Source organism: Streptomyces sp. AC627_RSS907 (assembly GCF_019049165.1).
In genome coordinates, this window is record NZ_JAGMUE010000024.1 from 1 (window position 1) to 16,196 (window position 16,196).

The 16,196-nt window shown below is 72.6% G+C and carries 13 protein-coding genes and 1 rRNA gene; 6 read left to right on the forward strand and 8 right to left on the reverse strand.

Annotated elements, in window-relative coordinates:
- Positions 1-25: 25 nt before the first annotated feature.
- Positions 26-1,201: a winged helix-turn-helix domain-containing protein gene (locus KUM32_RS06935; RefSeq protein ID WP_217140911.1), complete on the forward strand. Its 1,176-nt coding sequence runs from the start codon at positions 26-28 to the stop codon at positions 1,199-1,201.
- 63 nt (positions 1,202-1,264) lie between these two features.
- Here KUM32_RS06935 and KUM32_RS06940 read toward each other — a convergent pair whose 3' ends face one another.
- The 7 genes from KUM32_RS06940 to mtnA form a co-directional block, all read right to left on the reverse strand.
- Positions 1,265-2,023 (reverse strand): response regulator transcription factor, encoded by a 759-nt coding sequence (locus KUM32_RS06940; protein ID WP_217140912.1) that lies wholly within the window; start codon positions 2,021-2,023, stop codon positions 1,265-1,267.
- 223 nt (positions 2,024-2,246) lie between these two features.
- Complete coding sequence (gene hpf, locus KUM32_RS06945) at positions 2,247-2,939, reverse strand: ribosome hibernation-promoting factor, HPF/YfiA family (protein ID WP_217140913.1); 693 nt, start codon at positions 2,937-2,939, stop codon at positions 2,247-2,249.
- A 311-nt stretch (positions 2,940-3,250) separates the two neighbouring features.
- Complete coding sequence (locus KUM32_RS06950; protein ID WP_217140914.1) at positions 3,251-4,099, reverse strand: ComF family protein; 849 nt, start codon at positions 4,097-4,099, stop codon at positions 3,251-3,253.
- A gap of 273 nt (positions 4,100-4,372) precedes the next feature.
- On the reverse strand, positions 4,373-6,211 hold the full coding sequence (locus tag KUM32_RS06955; protein WP_217140915.1) for an LpqB family beta-propeller domain-containing protein: 1,839 nt from the start codon (positions 6,209-6,211) through the stop codon (positions 4,373-4,375).
- A complete protein-coding gene (mtrB, locus tag KUM32_RS06960; protein WP_217140916.1) occupies positions 6,201-8,291 on the reverse strand; it encodes an MtrAB system histidine kinase MtrB in 2,091 nt (696 codons plus the stop codon). Before mtrB ends, KUM32_RS06955 begins: the two co-directional genes overlap by 11 nt.
- Position 8,292: 1 nt before the next feature.
- On the reverse strand, positions 8,293-8,982 hold the full coding sequence (mtrA, locus tag KUM32_RS06965) for a two-component system response regulator MtrA (protein WP_003975799.1): 690 nt from the start codon (positions 8,980-8,982) through the stop codon (positions 8,293-8,295).
- A gap of 4 nt (positions 8,983-8,986) precedes the next feature.
- A complete protein-coding gene (gene mtnA / locus KUM32_RS06970; protein ID WP_217140917.1) occupies positions 8,987-10,129 on the reverse strand; it encodes an S-methyl-5-thioribose-1-phosphate isomerase in 1,143 nt (380 codons plus the stop codon).
- A 140-nt stretch (positions 10,130-10,269) separates the two neighbouring features.
- Between mtnA and KUM32_RS06975 the strand changes: the two genes are divergently transcribed.
- From KUM32_RS06975 to KUM32_RS06995, 5 genes are read left to right on the forward strand one after another with little or no spacing between them, the layout of a single operon-like run.
- Positions 10,270-11,670 carry a glycerophosphoryl diester phosphodiesterase membrane domain-containing protein gene (locus KUM32_RS06975; protein WP_217140918.1) on the forward strand — a complete coding sequence of 467 codons (1,401 nt, stop codon included), beginning with the start codon at positions 10,270-10,272 and terminating at the stop codon, positions 11,668-11,670.
- A gap of 4 nt (positions 11,671-11,674) precedes the next feature.
- A complete protein-coding gene (locus KUM32_RS06980; RefSeq protein WP_217140919.1) occupies positions 11,675-12,457 on the forward strand; it encodes a DUF4129 domain-containing protein in 783 nt (260 codons plus the stop codon).
- The gene (locus KUM32_RS06985; protein ID WP_217140920.1) at positions 12,454-13,665 is read left to right on the forward strand and encodes a DUF4350 domain-containing protein; all 1,212 of its coding nucleotides are present in this window, start codon (positions 12,454-12,456) and stop codon (positions 13,663-13,665) included. Before KUM32_RS06980 ends, KUM32_RS06985 begins: the two co-directional genes overlap by 4 nt.
- The gene (locus KUM32_RS06990) at positions 13,665-14,654 is read left to right on the forward strand and encodes a MoxR family ATPase (protein ID WP_217140922.1); all 990 of its coding nucleotides are present in this window, start codon (positions 13,665-13,667) and stop codon (positions 14,652-14,654) included. Before KUM32_RS06985 ends, KUM32_RS06990 begins: the two co-directional genes overlap by 1 nt.
- Complete coding sequence (locus tag KUM32_RS06995; RefSeq protein ID WP_217140921.1) at positions 14,654-15,964, forward strand: DUF58 domain-containing protein; 1,311 nt, start codon at positions 14,654-14,656, stop codon at positions 15,962-15,964. Before KUM32_RS06990 ends, KUM32_RS06995 begins: the two co-directional genes overlap by 1 nt.
- Before the next feature lie 107 nt (positions 15,965-16,071).
- Here KUM32_RS06995 and rrf read toward each other — a convergent pair.
- Positions 16,072-16,188 (reverse strand): 5S ribosomal RNA (gene rrf, locus KUM32_RS07000).
- Between the last annotated feature and the right edge of the window lie 8 nt (positions 16,189-16,196).

The following is a 16,196-nucleotide window of genomic DNA, read 5'->3' on the forward strand; positions in this document are numbered from 1 at the left end:
GACCCACCCCCTATCGTGCGGACGCATGACGACCCTCCCGCCCCCCGCCACGGACCTGTCCGCAGACGAGGCCCGCCGCCTCGCCCTCCGCGCACAGGGCCTCCTCGGCGCCCCCGACCGCCGCGCAGGCGTCCGCGGCGTCCTCCGTCACCTGGGCGCGGTGCAACTCGACACCATCTCGGTCCTCGCCCGCTCGCACGAACTCATCCCGTACGCCCGCCTGGGCGCGGTGGGCCGCGGAACCGTCGAAGCCGCCTACTGGAAGGACACGCACGCCTTCGAGTACTGGTCCCACGCCGCCTGCATCCTCCCCATCGAGGAGTGGCCCCACTTCGCCTTCCGCCGCCGCGCCTACCGCAACCGCCCGCACTGGAACCACCACCTGCCCGACGGCACCTACGACCAGGTGATCAAGCAGCTCCGCGCCGAGGGCCCCCTCACCGCGACGGACCTGGGCGGCGCGAAGAAGACCAGCGAGTGGTGGGACTGGTCCGGCACGAAGGTCGCCGTCGAGCGGGCCCTCATGTACGGCGAGGTGGTCTGCGTCGAGCGCCGCGGCTGGAAGCGGGTGTACGACCTGGCCGAGCGCGCGATCCCGGCCACGCTGCTGCACGACGAGCTGGACGACACCGAGTGCCTGCGCCGTCTGGTCCGCCTGGCGGGCCGGTCCCTCGGTGTCGGCACGCGTGCGGACATCGCGGACTACCACCGCCTCAGGGGCGAGCAGGTCGACGCCGTGATCGCCGACTCGGGTCTGGTCCCGGTCACGGTGGAGGGCTGGGGACGACCGGCCTGGGCGGATCCGGCGGCGCTGGAGACACCACCGCGCGGCCGTCACCGCACGACGCTGCTGTCGCCCTTCGACTCCCTGGTCTGGGAGCGGGCGCGCACGGAACGGATCTTCGGCTTCACCCACCGCCTCGAGGCCTACGTGCCCAAGCAGAAGCGGGTGCACGGCTACTTCGCGATGCCGGTCCTCGCCGGCGGCCGGCTCGTCGGGCGGGTGGACCCGGCGCGCGAGGGGCGCACCCTGGTCGCCAAGCAGGTCACCCTGGACGGCCCCAAGGCGGCCCCGGCGGTGGCCCAGGCGCTGGTCGAGGCGGCGAGCTGGGTGGACTGCACGGATGTGCGCGTGGAACGGGTCGACGCTCCGGACCTCCGCGAGCCCCTCACGAAGGAGCTGGCCCGCCTGCTCACCTGAGCCGCGTCGGCCGGCCGGCGTCGGTCGGCGGGCGTCGGCCGGCGGGCGTCTGCCGGCGGGCCGTCAGCGGATCTCGAGGATCTTCTCCCGCATCGCGTACACCACGGCCTCCATCCGGGAGTGCAGCTGCAGCTTCTCCAGGATGTTGCGCACGTGGTTCTTCACGGTGTTCTCGGAAATGAAGAGTTCCTTGGCGATGTCCCGGTTGTTCATTCCCGTGGCGACGAGTTTGAGGACCTCCAGCTCGCGATCCGTGAGGCGCGGCGCGGGCACAAGCCGGCGTTCGTCGGTCCGCTGGATCATCGACTTGAACTCGGTGAGCAGTTTCGACGCCATCGACGGACTGATCTGCGACTGTCCGTCGGCCACCGCGCGAATGGCGGTGGCCACCTCGTCCGTCGAAATCTCCTTGAGGAGATATCCGGTCGCGCCCGCCTTGATCGCGTCGTAGAGGTCGGCCTCCTCGTCGCTGATCGTCAGCATGATGATCTTCGCGCTGGGGGCCACCTCCTTGATGGAGGTGCACGCCTCGATCCCGCCCCGCTTGGGCATCCGCACGTCCATCAGGACGATGTCGGGCAGCAGGTCGGCGGCCTTCTCCACGGCCTCGGCGCCGTCACCGGCCTCCCCGACGACCTGGATGTCCTCCTCGGCCGCGAGCACGATCTCCAAGCCGCGGCGGAACAGGGCGTGATCGTCCACGACCAGGACCCTGATCGGCTCCTCGCGCCCCGAGCCGGCGTCCGGGCCCATGCCGGCGACACCGTCGTCGATCCCGCCGCCGACGTGTCCGCCCCGCATCGGTCCGAAACTGTCCGCCATCGTTCCTCCCCCTGAAGGCTGTGGCCCGAGGTCCTGAGCCATCGCCAACCCAGAGCAACGACCCACCGGTTGGGCCGTTGCGGCCATGATTCCATGCCCGGCCGACACCGGGTCGCCAAGCGGGCCACGAAGGGGTCGCACACCCTCGCGCACCGTCGCACACCGGTGCCCCTGGGGGCGCACACGCGCTCCAGGGGCACCGGTCCGCTGTCACCCGGCTTGGTCAGCCGCCGAGCGCATCGCCCGCCTCGGGAGCGTGCGCCTGGGTGACCATCGTGTCCGTGGTGAGGTGGATCACGCCGTAGTCGTAGGCGTGCCGCCGGTAGACGACGCTGGGCTCCTTGGTCTCGGAGTCGACGAACAGATAGAAGTCGTGCCCGACCAGCTCCATCTCGTAGAGCGCCTGGTCGAGGGACATCGGTGCGGCCACATGGGTCTTCTCCCGGACGACGAGCGGGCCGTCGCCCTGGACCTCCAGCGAGCCGATCTTCTTGGTGGGTACGTCGTCCTGCTTCTCCTGCGGGACGACGTCGCCGTTCCCGTTGAGCGTGGCCGCGCCGGGGACGTGGTCGGCGACCTCGGCGGCCGTGATCCGGCGCGCGCCGCGGCGCGAGAAACGCTTGTCGTGCTGCTTGCGCAGCCGGGCACCGAGCTTCTCCGCTGCCAGGTCGAGCGCCGCGTACGGATCGCTCGCCGCTGCCTCCGCCCGGATCACCGGACCGCGGGAGCGGAGCGTGATCTCCACTCGGTCACAGCGGTCGGCCTGCCGGGGGTTCGGCTCCTTGGACACCTCGACGTCGAGGCTGATCACCTTGCCATCGAGCTTCTGGATCTTCTCCAGCTTCAGCTTCTCGGCCACGTGCTTCCGGAACCGCTCGGGCACCTCGGTCTTGCGGCCCTTGACGACGATGTCCACGCAGAACTCCGTTCCCGGATCGCTCCGCTTCGAGGCGGAGCATCTCCCTTTTGCACCAGGTTCCGGTTCTCCCGGAACCTCGGACTCGGTGACTTCCACCTCCTCCCCCGCGAACGAGATCTCCACTCCACCAGTGCGGGTGATGACGGTGAAACCCACAGCACGGCATTCGGATTCGAGAGGTGTGGCCTGCGGCTTTGCCTCACAACCGAACATATCTCGCCCGGACGGATGTCGTCACCCTCTACCGCCGCGTACCTCCGTTCCGGTGAATTGGCTCTCTCATTACCTGCAACGACGCCGGAGCTCAGTCAGTTCCGGTTCATTTCGAAGGAATCAGGTGTCGAGGCGACCACTGCCGCGCAGATCACTTCGCGGATCACATCACCGCCTCCGTTCGGGCCCGCCATTCGGGGCCCGGTCCTCCGTTCCTCTCTGCCTTCCCCCGCCGCCGCCGGATACACAGCCGATCTCACCGTCCCGTAGGCGGCGGCCCGTACCGCACGCGCGGCCTCCGTCAGCGACGCCCCCGTCGTCATGAGGTCGTCGACGAGGACGACCGGCCCACCACCACCCAGCAGCCGGTCACCTCCGGAGACCACTGTCAGCGCACCGGCGAGATTGTCCAGCCGCTCCCGGGCGCCCAGCCCCGACTGATCGGCCACGGGGTGCCGTTGCCGCAGCACGGCGAGCACCCGGGCGGGCGTCCCGGTCCGCCGCAGCTCACCCGCGGCCGCGAGGGCGATCCGCCGCGCCGGGTCGTGCCCCCGCGTCCGCACCGCCCCGCGCGCGGACGGCACGGGCACGAGCAGCGCCGTCCTCCCCCACACGGGTGCCGTCCCCGCGTCTCCCGTGCCCGTCCGCGCCTCCCGGAGCCCTGCCCGCACCGCCCCCGCCAGCGCCGCACCGAGCGGTGCCGCGAGGGCCAGTACGCCCCGCTCCTTGTGGGCCAGCAGCACGGCCCGCACCTCGTCGGCGTACCGGGCGGCCGCGTGCACCACCGGCAGCCCGGGCGGCTCCGGCACCGGCCGCACCCGGCGCGGCGCGGCCCCGCTCAGCGCCGTACGGCACCGAGGGCACAGCACCGTGCGTGCCCTGCCGCAGCCTCCGCACTCGCCCGGCAGTACCAGGTCGCTCAGGTCCCGCCACCATCCCCGCATGGCCACCACTGTGCCGACGTCCGCACGGCCCGGCCAGGCCTGTGGAAAACCCTGGAGGAGCTCCCTGGGGAAAACTTCGGGCAACGGACGCCGCGTGCCCCCCCACACGGGTGAACGTCCGCGTGGGGAAAGGCGGGGCACACCGGACGTGCCGGAGGCCGGAGGCCGCGAGCCGGCAGTCGGCTGCCGGCTGTCGGCTGTCGGCTGTCGGCTGTCGGCTGTCGGCTGTCGGCTGTCGGCAGCCGGCAGCCGGCAGCCGGAGACCGTAAGGCCTCAGCCCGGATAGACCGGCGCCGTTCCCTCGGTCACCTTCTGCCACTGCAACCCGGACGGCAGCCGGACGATCAGGTCCTCCGAGTACGCCACCAGCGGCAGCTGCTCGTCCTCGGTCGCGGCGATCTCCTTCACCCCGGTCAGGGCCGCCGGCACCGACGCCTCCGGCGCGGAGCCGTCGACCTGGACGTACCCGATCTGCTGAACGCCCCCGCGCTCACGCCCGACGACCACGAGCCGGCTGTCACCGGCCCAGGACATGGCCGTGACCTCCTCCAGTCCGGGGGTCGCGGAGCGCAGGCCGCGGACGGTGACGGCCGGTGCCCCGCCGGCCCTGTCGTCCCGTTCGATCCGTCCGATGAGCAGCGAGCGCTTGCCGTCCTTCTCCACGGTGAGCGCGATCCGCACGCCGTCGGCTGCCACCCGTACGGCCCGGATCCGCCCGTCGAGCCCGGGGGTCCGCACCTCCACCGGCTCGCCCGCACCTTCCTTCAGCAGCAGCAACCGGGGATCGTCCGGGTCGCGGTCGGCGATCCACAGGTCGCCCTGCGCATCCCAGCTGGGCGGTGTCAGCCGGTTCTCCTCCGTCGTGCCCTGGCTCACCAGCACGGGGTCGCCGAGCGACCCGCCCGACACGAGCGAACCGACGTACAGCGACTTGCCGTCGATACCGATCCCGGCCGCGCTGCGCTCGTCCCGCGACACCGCCACCGACCGCAGCGCCGTCGCGTCGCCGAACGCTCCGGGGACCGGCTCCGGCCGGGTGCCGTTGCTGCCCGCCGCGATCCGCACCACGTGGTGCTCGTCGTCGACGAAGTACAGGTGGTCGGGCCGCTGGGCCGAGCCGCGCGTCGCGACCGTCCCGGCCCGGTCCTCGGTCAGCGAGCACAGTTGCTCGCCGTCCGATCGCAGCTCGACCTCGTCCACCGCCTGCGTCAGGTTCTGCAGCGTGAAGAGGAGCTGCGCGGCCATCTCGTCGCACTGCTCCGCGTCGGCCCCGGCCGCCTTGTCGTTCAACGGCACGGTCAGCCTGTTGCGCTCGTCGGGCGTCAGCGAGCCGGCGTTCTTCTCCAGCGCCGTGCCGGGCGGGAAGCTCGTCCTCACCACGGGTCCGAGCAGGCTCGTCGGCCCGCTGACCAGGGAACGCACCACCTGGGTCATGGGATCCACCCGCCGGCGCACGTAGACCGGGTCGGCGACGGCCGCCGGCCGCGGGCTCGTGCCTGCCGCGGCCTTCACCGCGGTGTTCGACGCGAAGTAGTACCGGTTGACCGACATGTAGTTGCGCTGGAAGTCCGACTTGCCCATCACGACGCCCTGCGGCAGCACGTCGATGCGCCACTGGCCGCTCTTGCCGTCCCGGGTCAGGTGCACCGACTCGCGGTAGGGTCCGTCGGCCGGGGAGTAGGACTGCTGTGCGTCCACCGTCCCCACCCGCGTGCCGGTCAGGGTGACCGAGTAGTCGTTGGCCTCCTCGCGGCTTCCCGAGTGGTCGGTCTCGGTACCCGCCCCGCCCGCGAGCACCGTCGTGGACTGCCCCGGCCGCCAGTTCTTCGCGGCGTCACCGGTCAGGTACTTGCGCGCCGTCTCGTAGTGGGGCTCGTCGCTGGTCAGCGCCTCCAGAAAGCCCTGCACGATGTCGGTGGGCGGGTCGTCCTCCTGCGGCGGCATCGCGAACACCCGCACCTGCGGGTCCTGCCGCGGCGTGGACTCCACGCCCCGCAGGTCCCCGCCGTCGGGCATGGAAGCACACCCCGCCAGCAGTACGACGCCGCAGACGACGTACGTCCCCACGCGTGCCGGCCCGCGCCGACCGCTCCCCTCCCGGTCAGCGCCCACGAGATGCCTCCCCTTGCCTGCTCGAGTCGTCGGGCCCGGCGTCCGGGCGGCTCGCCGCCTCCGGCGCGGGGCCGCCGTCCTGTCCCCGGACACCCGACACCGGTCGCGCCACCACGCGCGCGCCGTTGCCGGGCAGTGCCGTCGGGTCGGCCGTCGGGACCGCATGGGCCGACCTCGGGGGTATCGGGCCACGGCCGGACGCCGGGGGCGCCTGACCGGCCGTCGCCTGCGCCGGAACGGTGACGGTCCGGCCCGCGCCGTGCGGCGCCCCGGTGCCGGCGGTGCCCGCGTCGCCGGGTCCGGCGTCGTCGAGTCCGCGATGGCGCCGCGAGTCCGCCGGCTCCAGCGGTATCGGCGAGCCCCGCAGTGGCTCGTCCGCGGTCCTGGGCAGGGTCAGCCGGAACTGGGAGCCGCCTCCCGGCTCACCCCAGGCCTGCAGCCAGCCGCCGTGCAGCCGCGCGTCCTCCAGGGCGATCGACAGCCCCAGCCCCGTACCGCCGGTGGTACGCGCGCGTGCCGGGTCGGCCCGCCAGAAGCGGCTGAAGACCCGGGTGGCCTCGCCCGGCTTCAGCCCCACGCCGTAGTCGCGCACCGCGACGGCGACCGCGCCGCCGGCCGCGGCGAGCTTGACGACGACGTCCCTGCCCTCGCCGTGCTCGACGGCGTTGACGACGAGGTTGCGCAGCACCCGCTCCACGCGCCGGGCGTCCGCCTCGGCGACGACGGGCTGCTGGTCGCCGGTGACGCGTATCCGCGTGCCCTTGCGCTCGGCGAGCGGCTCGGCACCGCTGACGACGCGGCGTACGACCTCCCTGAGGTCTATCGGCTCCGCCTCCAGGGCGGCGGCACCCGCGTCGAAGCGGCTGATCTCCAGCAGGTCCGCGAGCAGCGTCTCGAACCGGTCCAGCTGGTCGGCGAGCAGTTCAGCCGACCGCGCGGTCACGGGATCGAAGTCCACGCGCGCGTCATGGATGACGTCGGCGGCCATCCGCACGGTCGTCAGCGGCGTCCGCAGTTCGTGTGACACGTCCGAGACGAACCGCCGCTGCATCCGCGACAGGTCCTCGAGCTGGCTGATCTTCAGCTGCAGGTTCTGCGCCATCTTGTTGAAGGCCTCGCCGAGCCGCGCGATGTCGTCCTCGCCGGTGACCTTCATGCGCTCCTGCAGCCGCCCGGCGGACAGCCGCTCCGCGATGCTCGCCGCCATCCGGACGGGTGTGACGACCTGGCGCACCACGAGCCAGGCGATGGCCCCGAGGAGGACGACGACGAACAGCCCGGCCGTCGCCAGCGTGCCCCGGACCAGGCTGAGGGACTTCTCCTCCTGCGTGAGCGGGAAGAGGTAGTACAGCTGGTACGGCTCGCCGTTCGGGTCGTTGACCTGCTTGCCGATCACCAGACCGGGCTGGGACTCCTGGTCGGAGTTGTAGACGATGCGGGTGTAGCTCTGGGCCGCCGCCGTGCCGCCGTCGATGCGCTCGCGCAGCTTCTCCGGGACGCTGACCGACCAGTCGACCAGGCCGGAGGCGCGCGGGCCGCGTCCGCTGCCGCTGTCCCCGCCCATGGGGAGCGTGACCACGTCGAAGGCGCCCTGGCCGCCGCTGGAGAGCGACTTCACCAGTTCACTCATCCACTGGATGACGTTCTGCGAGGGACGGCCGTCCGCGGGGGTGCTGTCGTCACCGGCGGCGCTCGCCGCCTCCTCGGCCTTCTGCTTGGCCGCCGCGAACCCGCCGGTGGCCTGGCTCTGCGACGCCTTGACCTTGGCCTCCAGCAGCCCGTTGCGGACCTGCCCGATCACCACGAAGCCGAGCAGGAGCACCACGCCCAGCGACATCAGCAGTGTGGTGACGACGACCTTGAGCTGGATGTTGCGCCGCCACAGCCGCATCACCGGCAGCAGCGGTCGACGGACCCAGCGCATGAACAGCCGGAGCACCGGGCTGCCCTGCACGCCACCGTGCAGCAGTCCGCCCTCCAGCAGGCGGCTGAAACGTGAACCCGCGGGCGGGGGGCCGACAGGCCGTCCGGCGCGGGCCCCGGACCGGCCGGGCGCCGAAGCGGCACTGTCCCTGCTCATGTCAGCTCGGTCCCGCCTTGTAACCGACGCCCCGGACGGTCACCACGATCTCCGGCTTCTCCGGGTCCTTCTCGACCTTGGAGCGCAGCCGCTGCACATGCACGTTGACCAGCCGGGTGTCGGCCGCGTGCCGGTAGCCCCAGACCTGCTCGAGGAGCACCTCGCGCGTGAACACCTGCCACGGCTTGCGGGCCAGCGCCACCAGCAGGTCGAACTCCAGCGGCGTCAGCGCGATCGACTGCCCGTCCCGCTTCACGGAGTGACCGGCCACGTCGATGACCAGGTCGCCTATGGCGAGCTGCTCCGGTGCCGGCTCCTCCGACCTCCTCAGGCGTGCCCGGATACGGGCCACCAGTTCCTTCGGCTTGAACGGCTTCACGATGTAGTCGTCGGCACCCGACTCCAGGCCCACCACGACGTCGACGGTGTCACTCTTCGCCGTCAGCATCACGATCGGCACACCCGACTCCGCCCTGATCAGGCGGCACACCTCGATGCCGTCCCGTCCGGGCAGCATCAGGTCGAGCAGCACCAGATCGGGCTTGGTCTCCCGGAAGGCGGCCAGCGCCTTGTCGCCGTCGGCTACGAAAGATGGCTCAAAACCCTCACCACGCAGCACAATGCCGAGCATCTCGGCCAGTGCGGTGTCGTCGTCGACGACAAGGACTCGTCCCTTCATGAACGACATCATCCCATTAGCTAATCGTTACCTGGCGTGACCTGGCACACAGCCCCGCGAGGGCCTCTGTCGTCACGGGTGAGACCGCGCCCTCCTCGGTGACGATCGCCGTCACCAGCTCGGGCGGGGTCACGTCGAACGCCGGGTTGTACGCCTGGGTCCCCAGGGGTGCCACCGGAATTCCCCCTCCCGCTCCCGTCACCGGCACCTGGGGTGCCGTGACCTCGGTCACTTCGTATCCGGGGCGCTGCTCGATCTCGATGGACGCCCCGTCCCGCGTGTCCGGATCGACCGTCGAAACCGGAGCCACCACGATGAACGGCACATGGTGGTACCTCGCGAGCACCGCGAGCGGATAGCTCCCCACCTTGTTCGCCACCGAACCGTCGGCCGCGATGCGGTCCGCCCCGATCAGCACCGCGTCCACCTCACCCGCCGCGAACAGCGAACCGGCCGCGTTGTCGGTGAGCAGGGTGTACGGCATGTCATTGCGGGCCGCCTCGTATGCCGTCAGGCGAGCACCTTGCAGCAAAGGACGCGTTTCGTCCACCCACAGGCGGCGCAGCCGGCCCGCCCGGTGCGCCGCGAGCGCCACCGCGAAGGCGGTTCCCTCACCGCCCGACACCAGCGAACCGGTGTTGCAGTGTGTGAGGACGCGGTGTCCGCCGCCGGGCAGCAGCTCGTCCAGCAGCGCCAGTCCGTGCGCCGCCATCCGGGCGCTCGCCTCGGCGTCCTCCCGGTGCAGGGCCCGCGCCGCGGCCAGCGCCGCCGCGGCGGCCTGCCGGGTGTCACCGGTCCTGGCGAGCGCCTCCTGGTGCGCGGCCTGGGCCCGGCGCACCCCGACGGCGAGGTTCACCGCGGTGGGGCGGGCGCCCGCCAGCGCGGCCGCGGCCTCCGCCACCTCGAAGCCCCGGACGGCGGCGAGCGCGACACCGTAGGCACCCGCGATGCCGAGCAGCGGCGCCCCGCGCACGGCGAGCGAGCGGATCGCCTCCACGAGGGTGGACGCGTCCGTACAGACGAGTTCCACCTCCTCGGCCGGCAGCCTGGTCTGGTCGAGCAGGACCAGCACCGGTCCCTCAGGCGGTTCCTCCCATCGAAGGGCCGGTATCCCGGTCGGCCGCTTGTCCTCGCCACTGTGCGCGTACTGATCAGCCATGCGGTCAGTCTGCCCCCTTCCCGACGGACAATTGAAGGTGCGCAGCGCCTACCGCGCCCGGTCCGCACCCGGCCACCCCATGGCACGATGGCTGCCAAGCTGCCGCCGCGACCGCGGACAGGCACCGTGAAGGAGCGACGATGAACGACACTCCGGGCTGGGCCTCGCCCGGATCCGCCCCGTCCGACGGGCGGGAGCCCGGCGCGTCCGGCCCCGCCGAGCCCGCCGACCGCCCCGGCCAGGACCGGCCCGCGCCGCCTGCGGACCAGCCCGGCGCGGAACCGACGAGCCCCGGCACGAAGTGGTCCAAGGAGCAGCCGCCCCCCGGCCAGTGGTCCGCGCCCACCGGCCCCGGTCAGGCCCCGCCTCCCGCACCCCCCACCCCGGGCTGGGGCACCCCGCCTCCCGGCCACCCCGGCGGCGGCTACGGCGGCCCGGGCGGCTACGGCGGTCAGGGCGGCGGCTACGGCGCCCCCGGTGGGCCCGGCGGCTGGGGCGGCGGCTACGGCGCCCCCGGTGGGCCCGGCGGCTGGGGAGGCGGCTGGGGCGGGCCCCCGCCCGCTGCCAAGCCCGGTGTCATCCCGCTCCGCCCGCTCGGCGTCGGCGAGATCCTCGACGGCGCGGTCTCCACCATGCGCGCCCACTGGCGCACGGTCCTCGGCATCTCCCTCACCGTCGCGATCCTCACGGAGATCGTCGTCGTGCTGCTCCAGGGCCTGGTCCTGGACAACGCCGGCACCGACGTCCTCGACGATCCCGACGCCACCCTGAGCGAACTCGGGGACGCCCTGGCCGACACCACGATCAACTCGGGTGTCATCTTCCTGGTCTCCCTGGTCGGCACCGTCCTGGCCACCGCCCTGCTCACGACCGTCACCAGCCGCGCCGTCCTCGGCAGGCCGGTGACCATCAAGGAGGCCTGGCGGGACGCCCGCCCCCAGGTCGCGAAGCTGTTCGGCCTGATCGTCCTGCTGCTGCTCATCGTCGCCGGCCTCCTCACCGCCGGCATGGTGCCCGGCCTCCTGGTCACGGCCACGGCGGGCGGCGAGGCGGGCGTGGCCCTGACCGCCCTGGGCTTCATGGCGGGCGGCGTCGTCGCGGTGTGGCTCATGGTCCGCTTCTCGCTGGCGTCCCCCGCGCTGATGCTGGAGAAGCAGGGCATCAAGAAGGCGATGAGCCGCTCCACGAAGCTGGTCCGCGGTTCCTGGTGGCGGGTCTTCGGCATCCAGTTGCTCGCGACGGTCATCGCGAACGTCGTCGCGTCGATCATCGTCATCCCCTTCGCCTTCCTCGCCGCGGCGCTCGACGGCGACGGCGTCAGCGGCCTCCTCGAGGCCGGCGGGGACCTCGGCTGGACGTTCCTCGTGATCAGCGGCATCGGCTCGGTGATCGGCTCCATGATCACCTTCCCCATCACGGCGGGCGTCACCGTGCTGCTGTACATCGACCAGCGCATCCGCCGCGAGGCCCTCGACCTCGATCTGGCCCGCGCCGCCGGTCTCCCCGGCTCCGGCGCCTCCGGCACCACCCCGGGGAGCTGATGCGGTGAGCCCGGCGGGGGGAGTTCTCACAGAGGTGCTGTCACGCACCGCCGCACTGCCCGTGTCGCGCGCCGGCAGCACCTCCGTACGGTCGCTGTCGCGTTCCGGCGACGAACCACCGGTGACGATCCCCCGCGACCCCGCGCGGGAGGCCGCGCGACGCGAGCTGTCCGAGCGGATGTACCACGAGAACGACCCCAGCTGGTTCCAGCGGGCTCTGGACGCCTTCTGGGACTGGGTCGACAAGCTCTTCAGCACGGCGTCCACCGCGACCCCCGGAGGGGTGTTCGGCCTGGTCGTCATCATCGTGGCCGTCCTGGCCGCGCTCGGCGCCCTCTGGTGGCGCCTGGGCACCCCGCGCCGCCGGCCGGTCTCCGTCCCCGCCCTGTTCGACGACCGCCCCCGCAGCGCCGCCGACCACCGCGCCGCCGCACAGGCCCACGCCGCCCAGGGCCACTGGTCCCAGGCCGTCCAGGAACGCATGCGTGCCGTCGTCCGCGCCCTGGAGGAACGCGCCCTCCTCGACATCCGCCCCGGCCGCACCGCCGACGAGGCGGCAGTCGAAGCGGGCCGCGCCCTGCCCGCCCACGGCGACCGGATGCGCGCCGCGGCCCGCGACTTCGACGACGTCACGTACGGCGGCCGCCCCGGCACCGAGCAGTCGTACCTACGCCTCACCGAACTCGACCACGACCTGGAACGCAGCAAGCCGCGACTGACGACCAGCACGACCGCGGGCACCGCCGACAGCGCGGACCGGGTCATCCACCGGGGAGCCGCCGGATGACCACCGAGGCCACGCTCCCCACCACCTCGGCCTCGCCCACCGCCCGCCAGGTGTGGACCCGCGCGCGGGGCGTCACGCTCGCGCTCGTCCTGCTGCTCGTCGGCGCCGTGGCGATCGCCGTCGTACGCTCCGACGCCCGCCACGGTGCACTCGACCCGCGCTCCGCCGACCCCCGCGGCAGCCGGGCCGTCGCCGAACTCCTCGCCGACCGGAGCGTGACCACCCGCGTGGTCACCACCCTGGACGAAGCACGCGCCGCGGCCGGCCCGGACACCACCCTGCTGGTCGCCGTGCCCGACCGCCTGACCGGACGCCAGCAGACACTGCTGCGCTCCGCGACCACCGGCTCCGGCGGCCGTACGGTCCTCGTGGCCCCCGGCGGACCCGCGGTGGAACGACTCGTTCCCGGCGTCACCGCCGACCCCGCGCTCAGCTTCGACTCGACGCTGGCCCCCGGCTGCGACCTGCCCGCCGCCCGACGCGCGGGCACCGCCGACACGGGCGGCATCCGCTACAGCAGCGAACACGTCGCAGCCGACGCCTGCTACCCCAGCCGGCGTCTGGCCACCCTGCTGCGCGTCCCCGAGTCCTCGGGGGAGCAGGCCCAGGGGGCCGTCCCGGGCGACACCGTCGTCCTCGGCGCGCCCGACATCCTCTACAACGACCGCCTCGACGAGCACGGCAACGCCTCGCTCGCCCTCCAAATCCTCGGCTCCCGCACCCATCTGGTCTGGTACCTTCCCGCGCTGTCCGACACCACCGCGCCGGACGACGAACGCAGCTTCTTCGACCTGCTCCCCTCCGGCTGGCTCTGGGGCACCCTGCAGCTCTTCATCGCCGCGGCCCTCGCGGCCCTGTGGCGGGCACGCCGGCTCGGCCCCCTGGTGCACGAAGAACTCCCCGTGGCGATCCGCGCCTCCGAAACCGTCGAAGGCCGCGCCCGCCTCTACCGGAAGGCGAACGCCCGCGACCGCGCGGCCACGGCTCTTCGCTCCGCCACCCGCACCCGCCTCTCCCCTCTCGTAGGCGTCCCCGTCGCCCAGGCGCACACGCCCGAGGCCCTGCTCCCCGCTCTGTCCGCCCACCTCCACGGCGACGGACAGTCCCTGCACACGCTCCTCTTCGGCCCGCCGCCCGGCGACGACGCGGCACTCATCGCACTCGCCGACCAACTCGACGCCCTCGAAAGAGAGGTACGCCGTCCATGATGGACCCGACCACTGACAACGCCGGGCGGACCGGGGACCCGGGCAACGCCCGCGCCGCCCTGGAGGCCCTGCGCGCCGAGATCGCCAAGGCCGTGGTCGGCCAGGACGCCGCCGTGACCGGTCTCGTCGTGGCGCTCCTGTGCCGCGGCCACGTTCTCCTCGAAGGCGTCCCCGGAGTCGCCAAGACCCTCCTCGTCCGGGCCCTCGCCGCCGCCACGGAACTCGACACCAAACGCGTCCAGTTCACCCCCGATCTGATGCCGAGCGACGTCACCGGCTCCCTGGTCTACGACGCCCGCACCGCCGAGTTCTCCTTCCAGCCCGGTCCCGCCTTCACCAACCTGCTGCTCGCCGACGAGATCAACCGCACGCCGCCCAAGACCCAGTCGTCGCTCCTCGAGGCCATGGAGGAACGCCAGGTCACGGTCGACGGCACCCCCCGGCCGCTCCCCGAGCCCTTCCTGGTCGCGGCCACCCAGAACCCGGTCGAGTACGAGGGCACGTACCCCCTCCCAGAAGCCCAGCTGGACCGCTTCCTCCTCAAACTCACCGTCCCCCTCCCCTCCCGCCAGGACGAGATCGACGTCCTCACCCGCCACGCCTCCGGCTTTGATCCGCGCGACCTGCGCGCCGCCGGCGTGCGCCCCGTGGCGAACGCCGCCGACCTGGAGGCCGCCCGCGCCGAGGTGGCCAGGACGACGCTCTCGCCCGAGATCACGGCCTATGTCGTCGACATCTGCCGGGCGACCCGCGATTCGCCGTCCGTCACCTTGGGCGTCTCCCCGCGCGGAGCGACGGCACTGCTCTCGACGTCCCGAGCGTGGGCGTGGCTCACGGGCCGCGACTATGTCACCCCCGACGACGTGAAGGCCCTGGCCCTCCCCACCCTCCGTCACCGCGTACAGCTCCGCCCGGAGGCCGAGATGGAGGGCGTGACCACGGACTCCGTGATCAACGCGATCCTCGCCCACGTCCCCGTCCCCCGCTGATGGCGTTCACCGGACGCGCCGCGCTCCTCGCGGCCCTGGGCTCGGTCCCCCTCGGCATCTGGGACCCCAGCTGGACGGGTGTCCTCGCGGTCAACGCCCCGCTGGCCGCCGCCTGCGCCTGCGACTTCGCGCTGGCCGCCCCGGTCCGCCGCCTGCGCCTGACCCGCTCCGGCGACACCTCCACACGCCTCGGCGACACCGCGGACGTCACCCTGACGGTCACCAACCCGTCCAACCGCCCGCTGCGCGCTCACCTCCGTGATGCCTGGGCACCCAGCAGCTGGCAGCCCGGCACGGAGTCGGCGGCCTCCCGGCACCGCGTGACGGTGCCCGCCGGCGAGCGCCGACGCGTGACCACACGCCTGCGGCCCACCCGCCGCGGCGACCGACGACCGGACCGCGTCACGATCCGCTCGTACGGTCCTCTGGGTCTCTTCGCCCGCCAGGGTGCCCACAAGGTCCCCTGGTCGGTACGCGTCCTGCCTCCGTTCACCAGTCGCAAGCACCTGCCCTCCAAGCTCGCCCGCCTTCGCGAACTCGATGGTCGTACCAGCGTCCTCACCCGCGGAGAGGGCACGGAGTTCGACAGTCTGCGCGAGTACGTGCCCGGCGACGACACCCGGTCCATCGACTGGCGTGCGACAGCCCGCCAGTCCTCCGTCGCCGTACGCACCTGGCGTCCTGAGCGCGACCGGCACATCCTGATCGTCGTCGACACGGGCCGCACCTCGGCCGGCCGCGTGGGGGACGCCCCCCGTCTCGACGCCTCCATGGACGCCGCACTGCTCCTGGCCGCTCTGGCCTCGCGCGCCGGCGACCGCGTCGACCTCCTCGCGTACGACCGCCGGGTACGCGCCCTCGTACAGGGCCGTACGGCAGGCGACGTGCTCCCGTCCCTGGTCCACACGATGGCGACCCTGGAGCCGGAGCTGGTGGAGACCGACGCGCGCGGTCTCACCGCCACGGCTCTCCGTTCGGCCCCTCGCCGCTCCCTGGTCGTGCTGTTCACGACACTCGACGCGGCACCCGTCGAAGACGGCCTCCTCCCCATCCTGCCACAACTGACTCAGCGGCACACGGTTCTGCTGGCATCGGTGGCCGATCCGCACATGTCCCGGATGGCCGAGGCCCGTGGAGACACGGAAGGTATCTACGAGGCCGCAGCAGCCGCACAGGCCCAGGCGGAGCGCCGGCGCACCGCGGACCAACTCCGTCGGCACGGCGTGACGGTTGTCGACGCGACCCCTGACGAACTGGCTCCGGCTCTGGCCGACGCCTATCTGGAACTCAAGGCGGCGGGTCGTCTGTGAGGGGCGGGGCCAGAAGGGCCCCGCCCCTCTCGTAAATGCCAGGAAACCCGTAAACGCAGAAAACCCCGCACCATAACGGTGCGGGGTTCCCCTCTCTACCAAAAATTGTTCGGCGGCGTCCTACTCTCCCACAGGGTCCCCCCTGCAGTACCATCGGCGCTGTAAGGCTTAGCTTCCGGGTTCGGAATGTAACCGGGCGTTTCCCCTACGCTATGACCACCGAAACACTATG

What these genes read in the sequence shown, in the direction of transcription:
- KUM32_RS06935 (WP_217140911.1), top strand. Translation starts at nt 26, where the DNA reads ATGACGACCCTCCCGCCCCCCGCCACGGACCTGTCCGCAGACGAGGCC.
- KUM32_RS06940 (WP_217140912.1), bottom strand. Translation starts at nt 2,023, where the DNA reads ATGGCGGACAGTTTCGGACCGATGCGGGGCGGACACGTCGGCGGCGGG.
- KUM32_RS06950 (WP_217140914.1), bottom strand. Translation starts at nt 4,099, where the DNA reads ATGCGGGGATGGTGGCGGGACCTGAGCGACCTGGTACTGCCGGGCGAG.
- mtrB (WP_217140916.1), bottom strand. Translation starts at nt 8,291, where the DNA reads ATGAGCAGGGACAGTGCCGCTTCGGCGCCCGGCCGGTCCGGGGCCCGC.
- mtrA (WP_003975799.1), bottom strand. Translation starts at nt 8,982, where the DNA reads ATGATGTCGTTCATGAAGGGACGAGTCCTTGTCGTCGACGACGACACC.
- mtnA (WP_217140917.1), bottom strand. Translation starts at nt 10,129, where the DNA reads ATGGCTGATCAGTACGCGCACAGTGGCGAGGACAAGCGGCCGACCGGG.
- KUM32_RS06975 (WP_217140918.1), top strand. Translation starts at nt 10,270, where the DNA reads ATGAACGACACTCCGGGCTGGGCCTCGCCCGGATCCGCCCCGTCCGAC.
- KUM32_RS06985 (WP_217140920.1), top strand. Translation starts at nt 12,454, where the DNA reads ATGACCACCGAGGCCACGCTCCCCACCACCTCGGCCTCGCCCACCGCC.
- KUM32_RS06990 (WP_217140922.1), top strand. Translation starts at nt 13,665, where the DNA reads ATGGACCCGACCACTGACAACGCCGGGCGGACCGGGGACCCGGGCAAC.
- KUM32_RS06995 (WP_217140921.1), top strand. Translation starts at nt 14,654, where the DNA reads ATGGCGTTCACCGGACGCGCCGCGCTCCTCGCGGCCCTGGGCTCGGTC.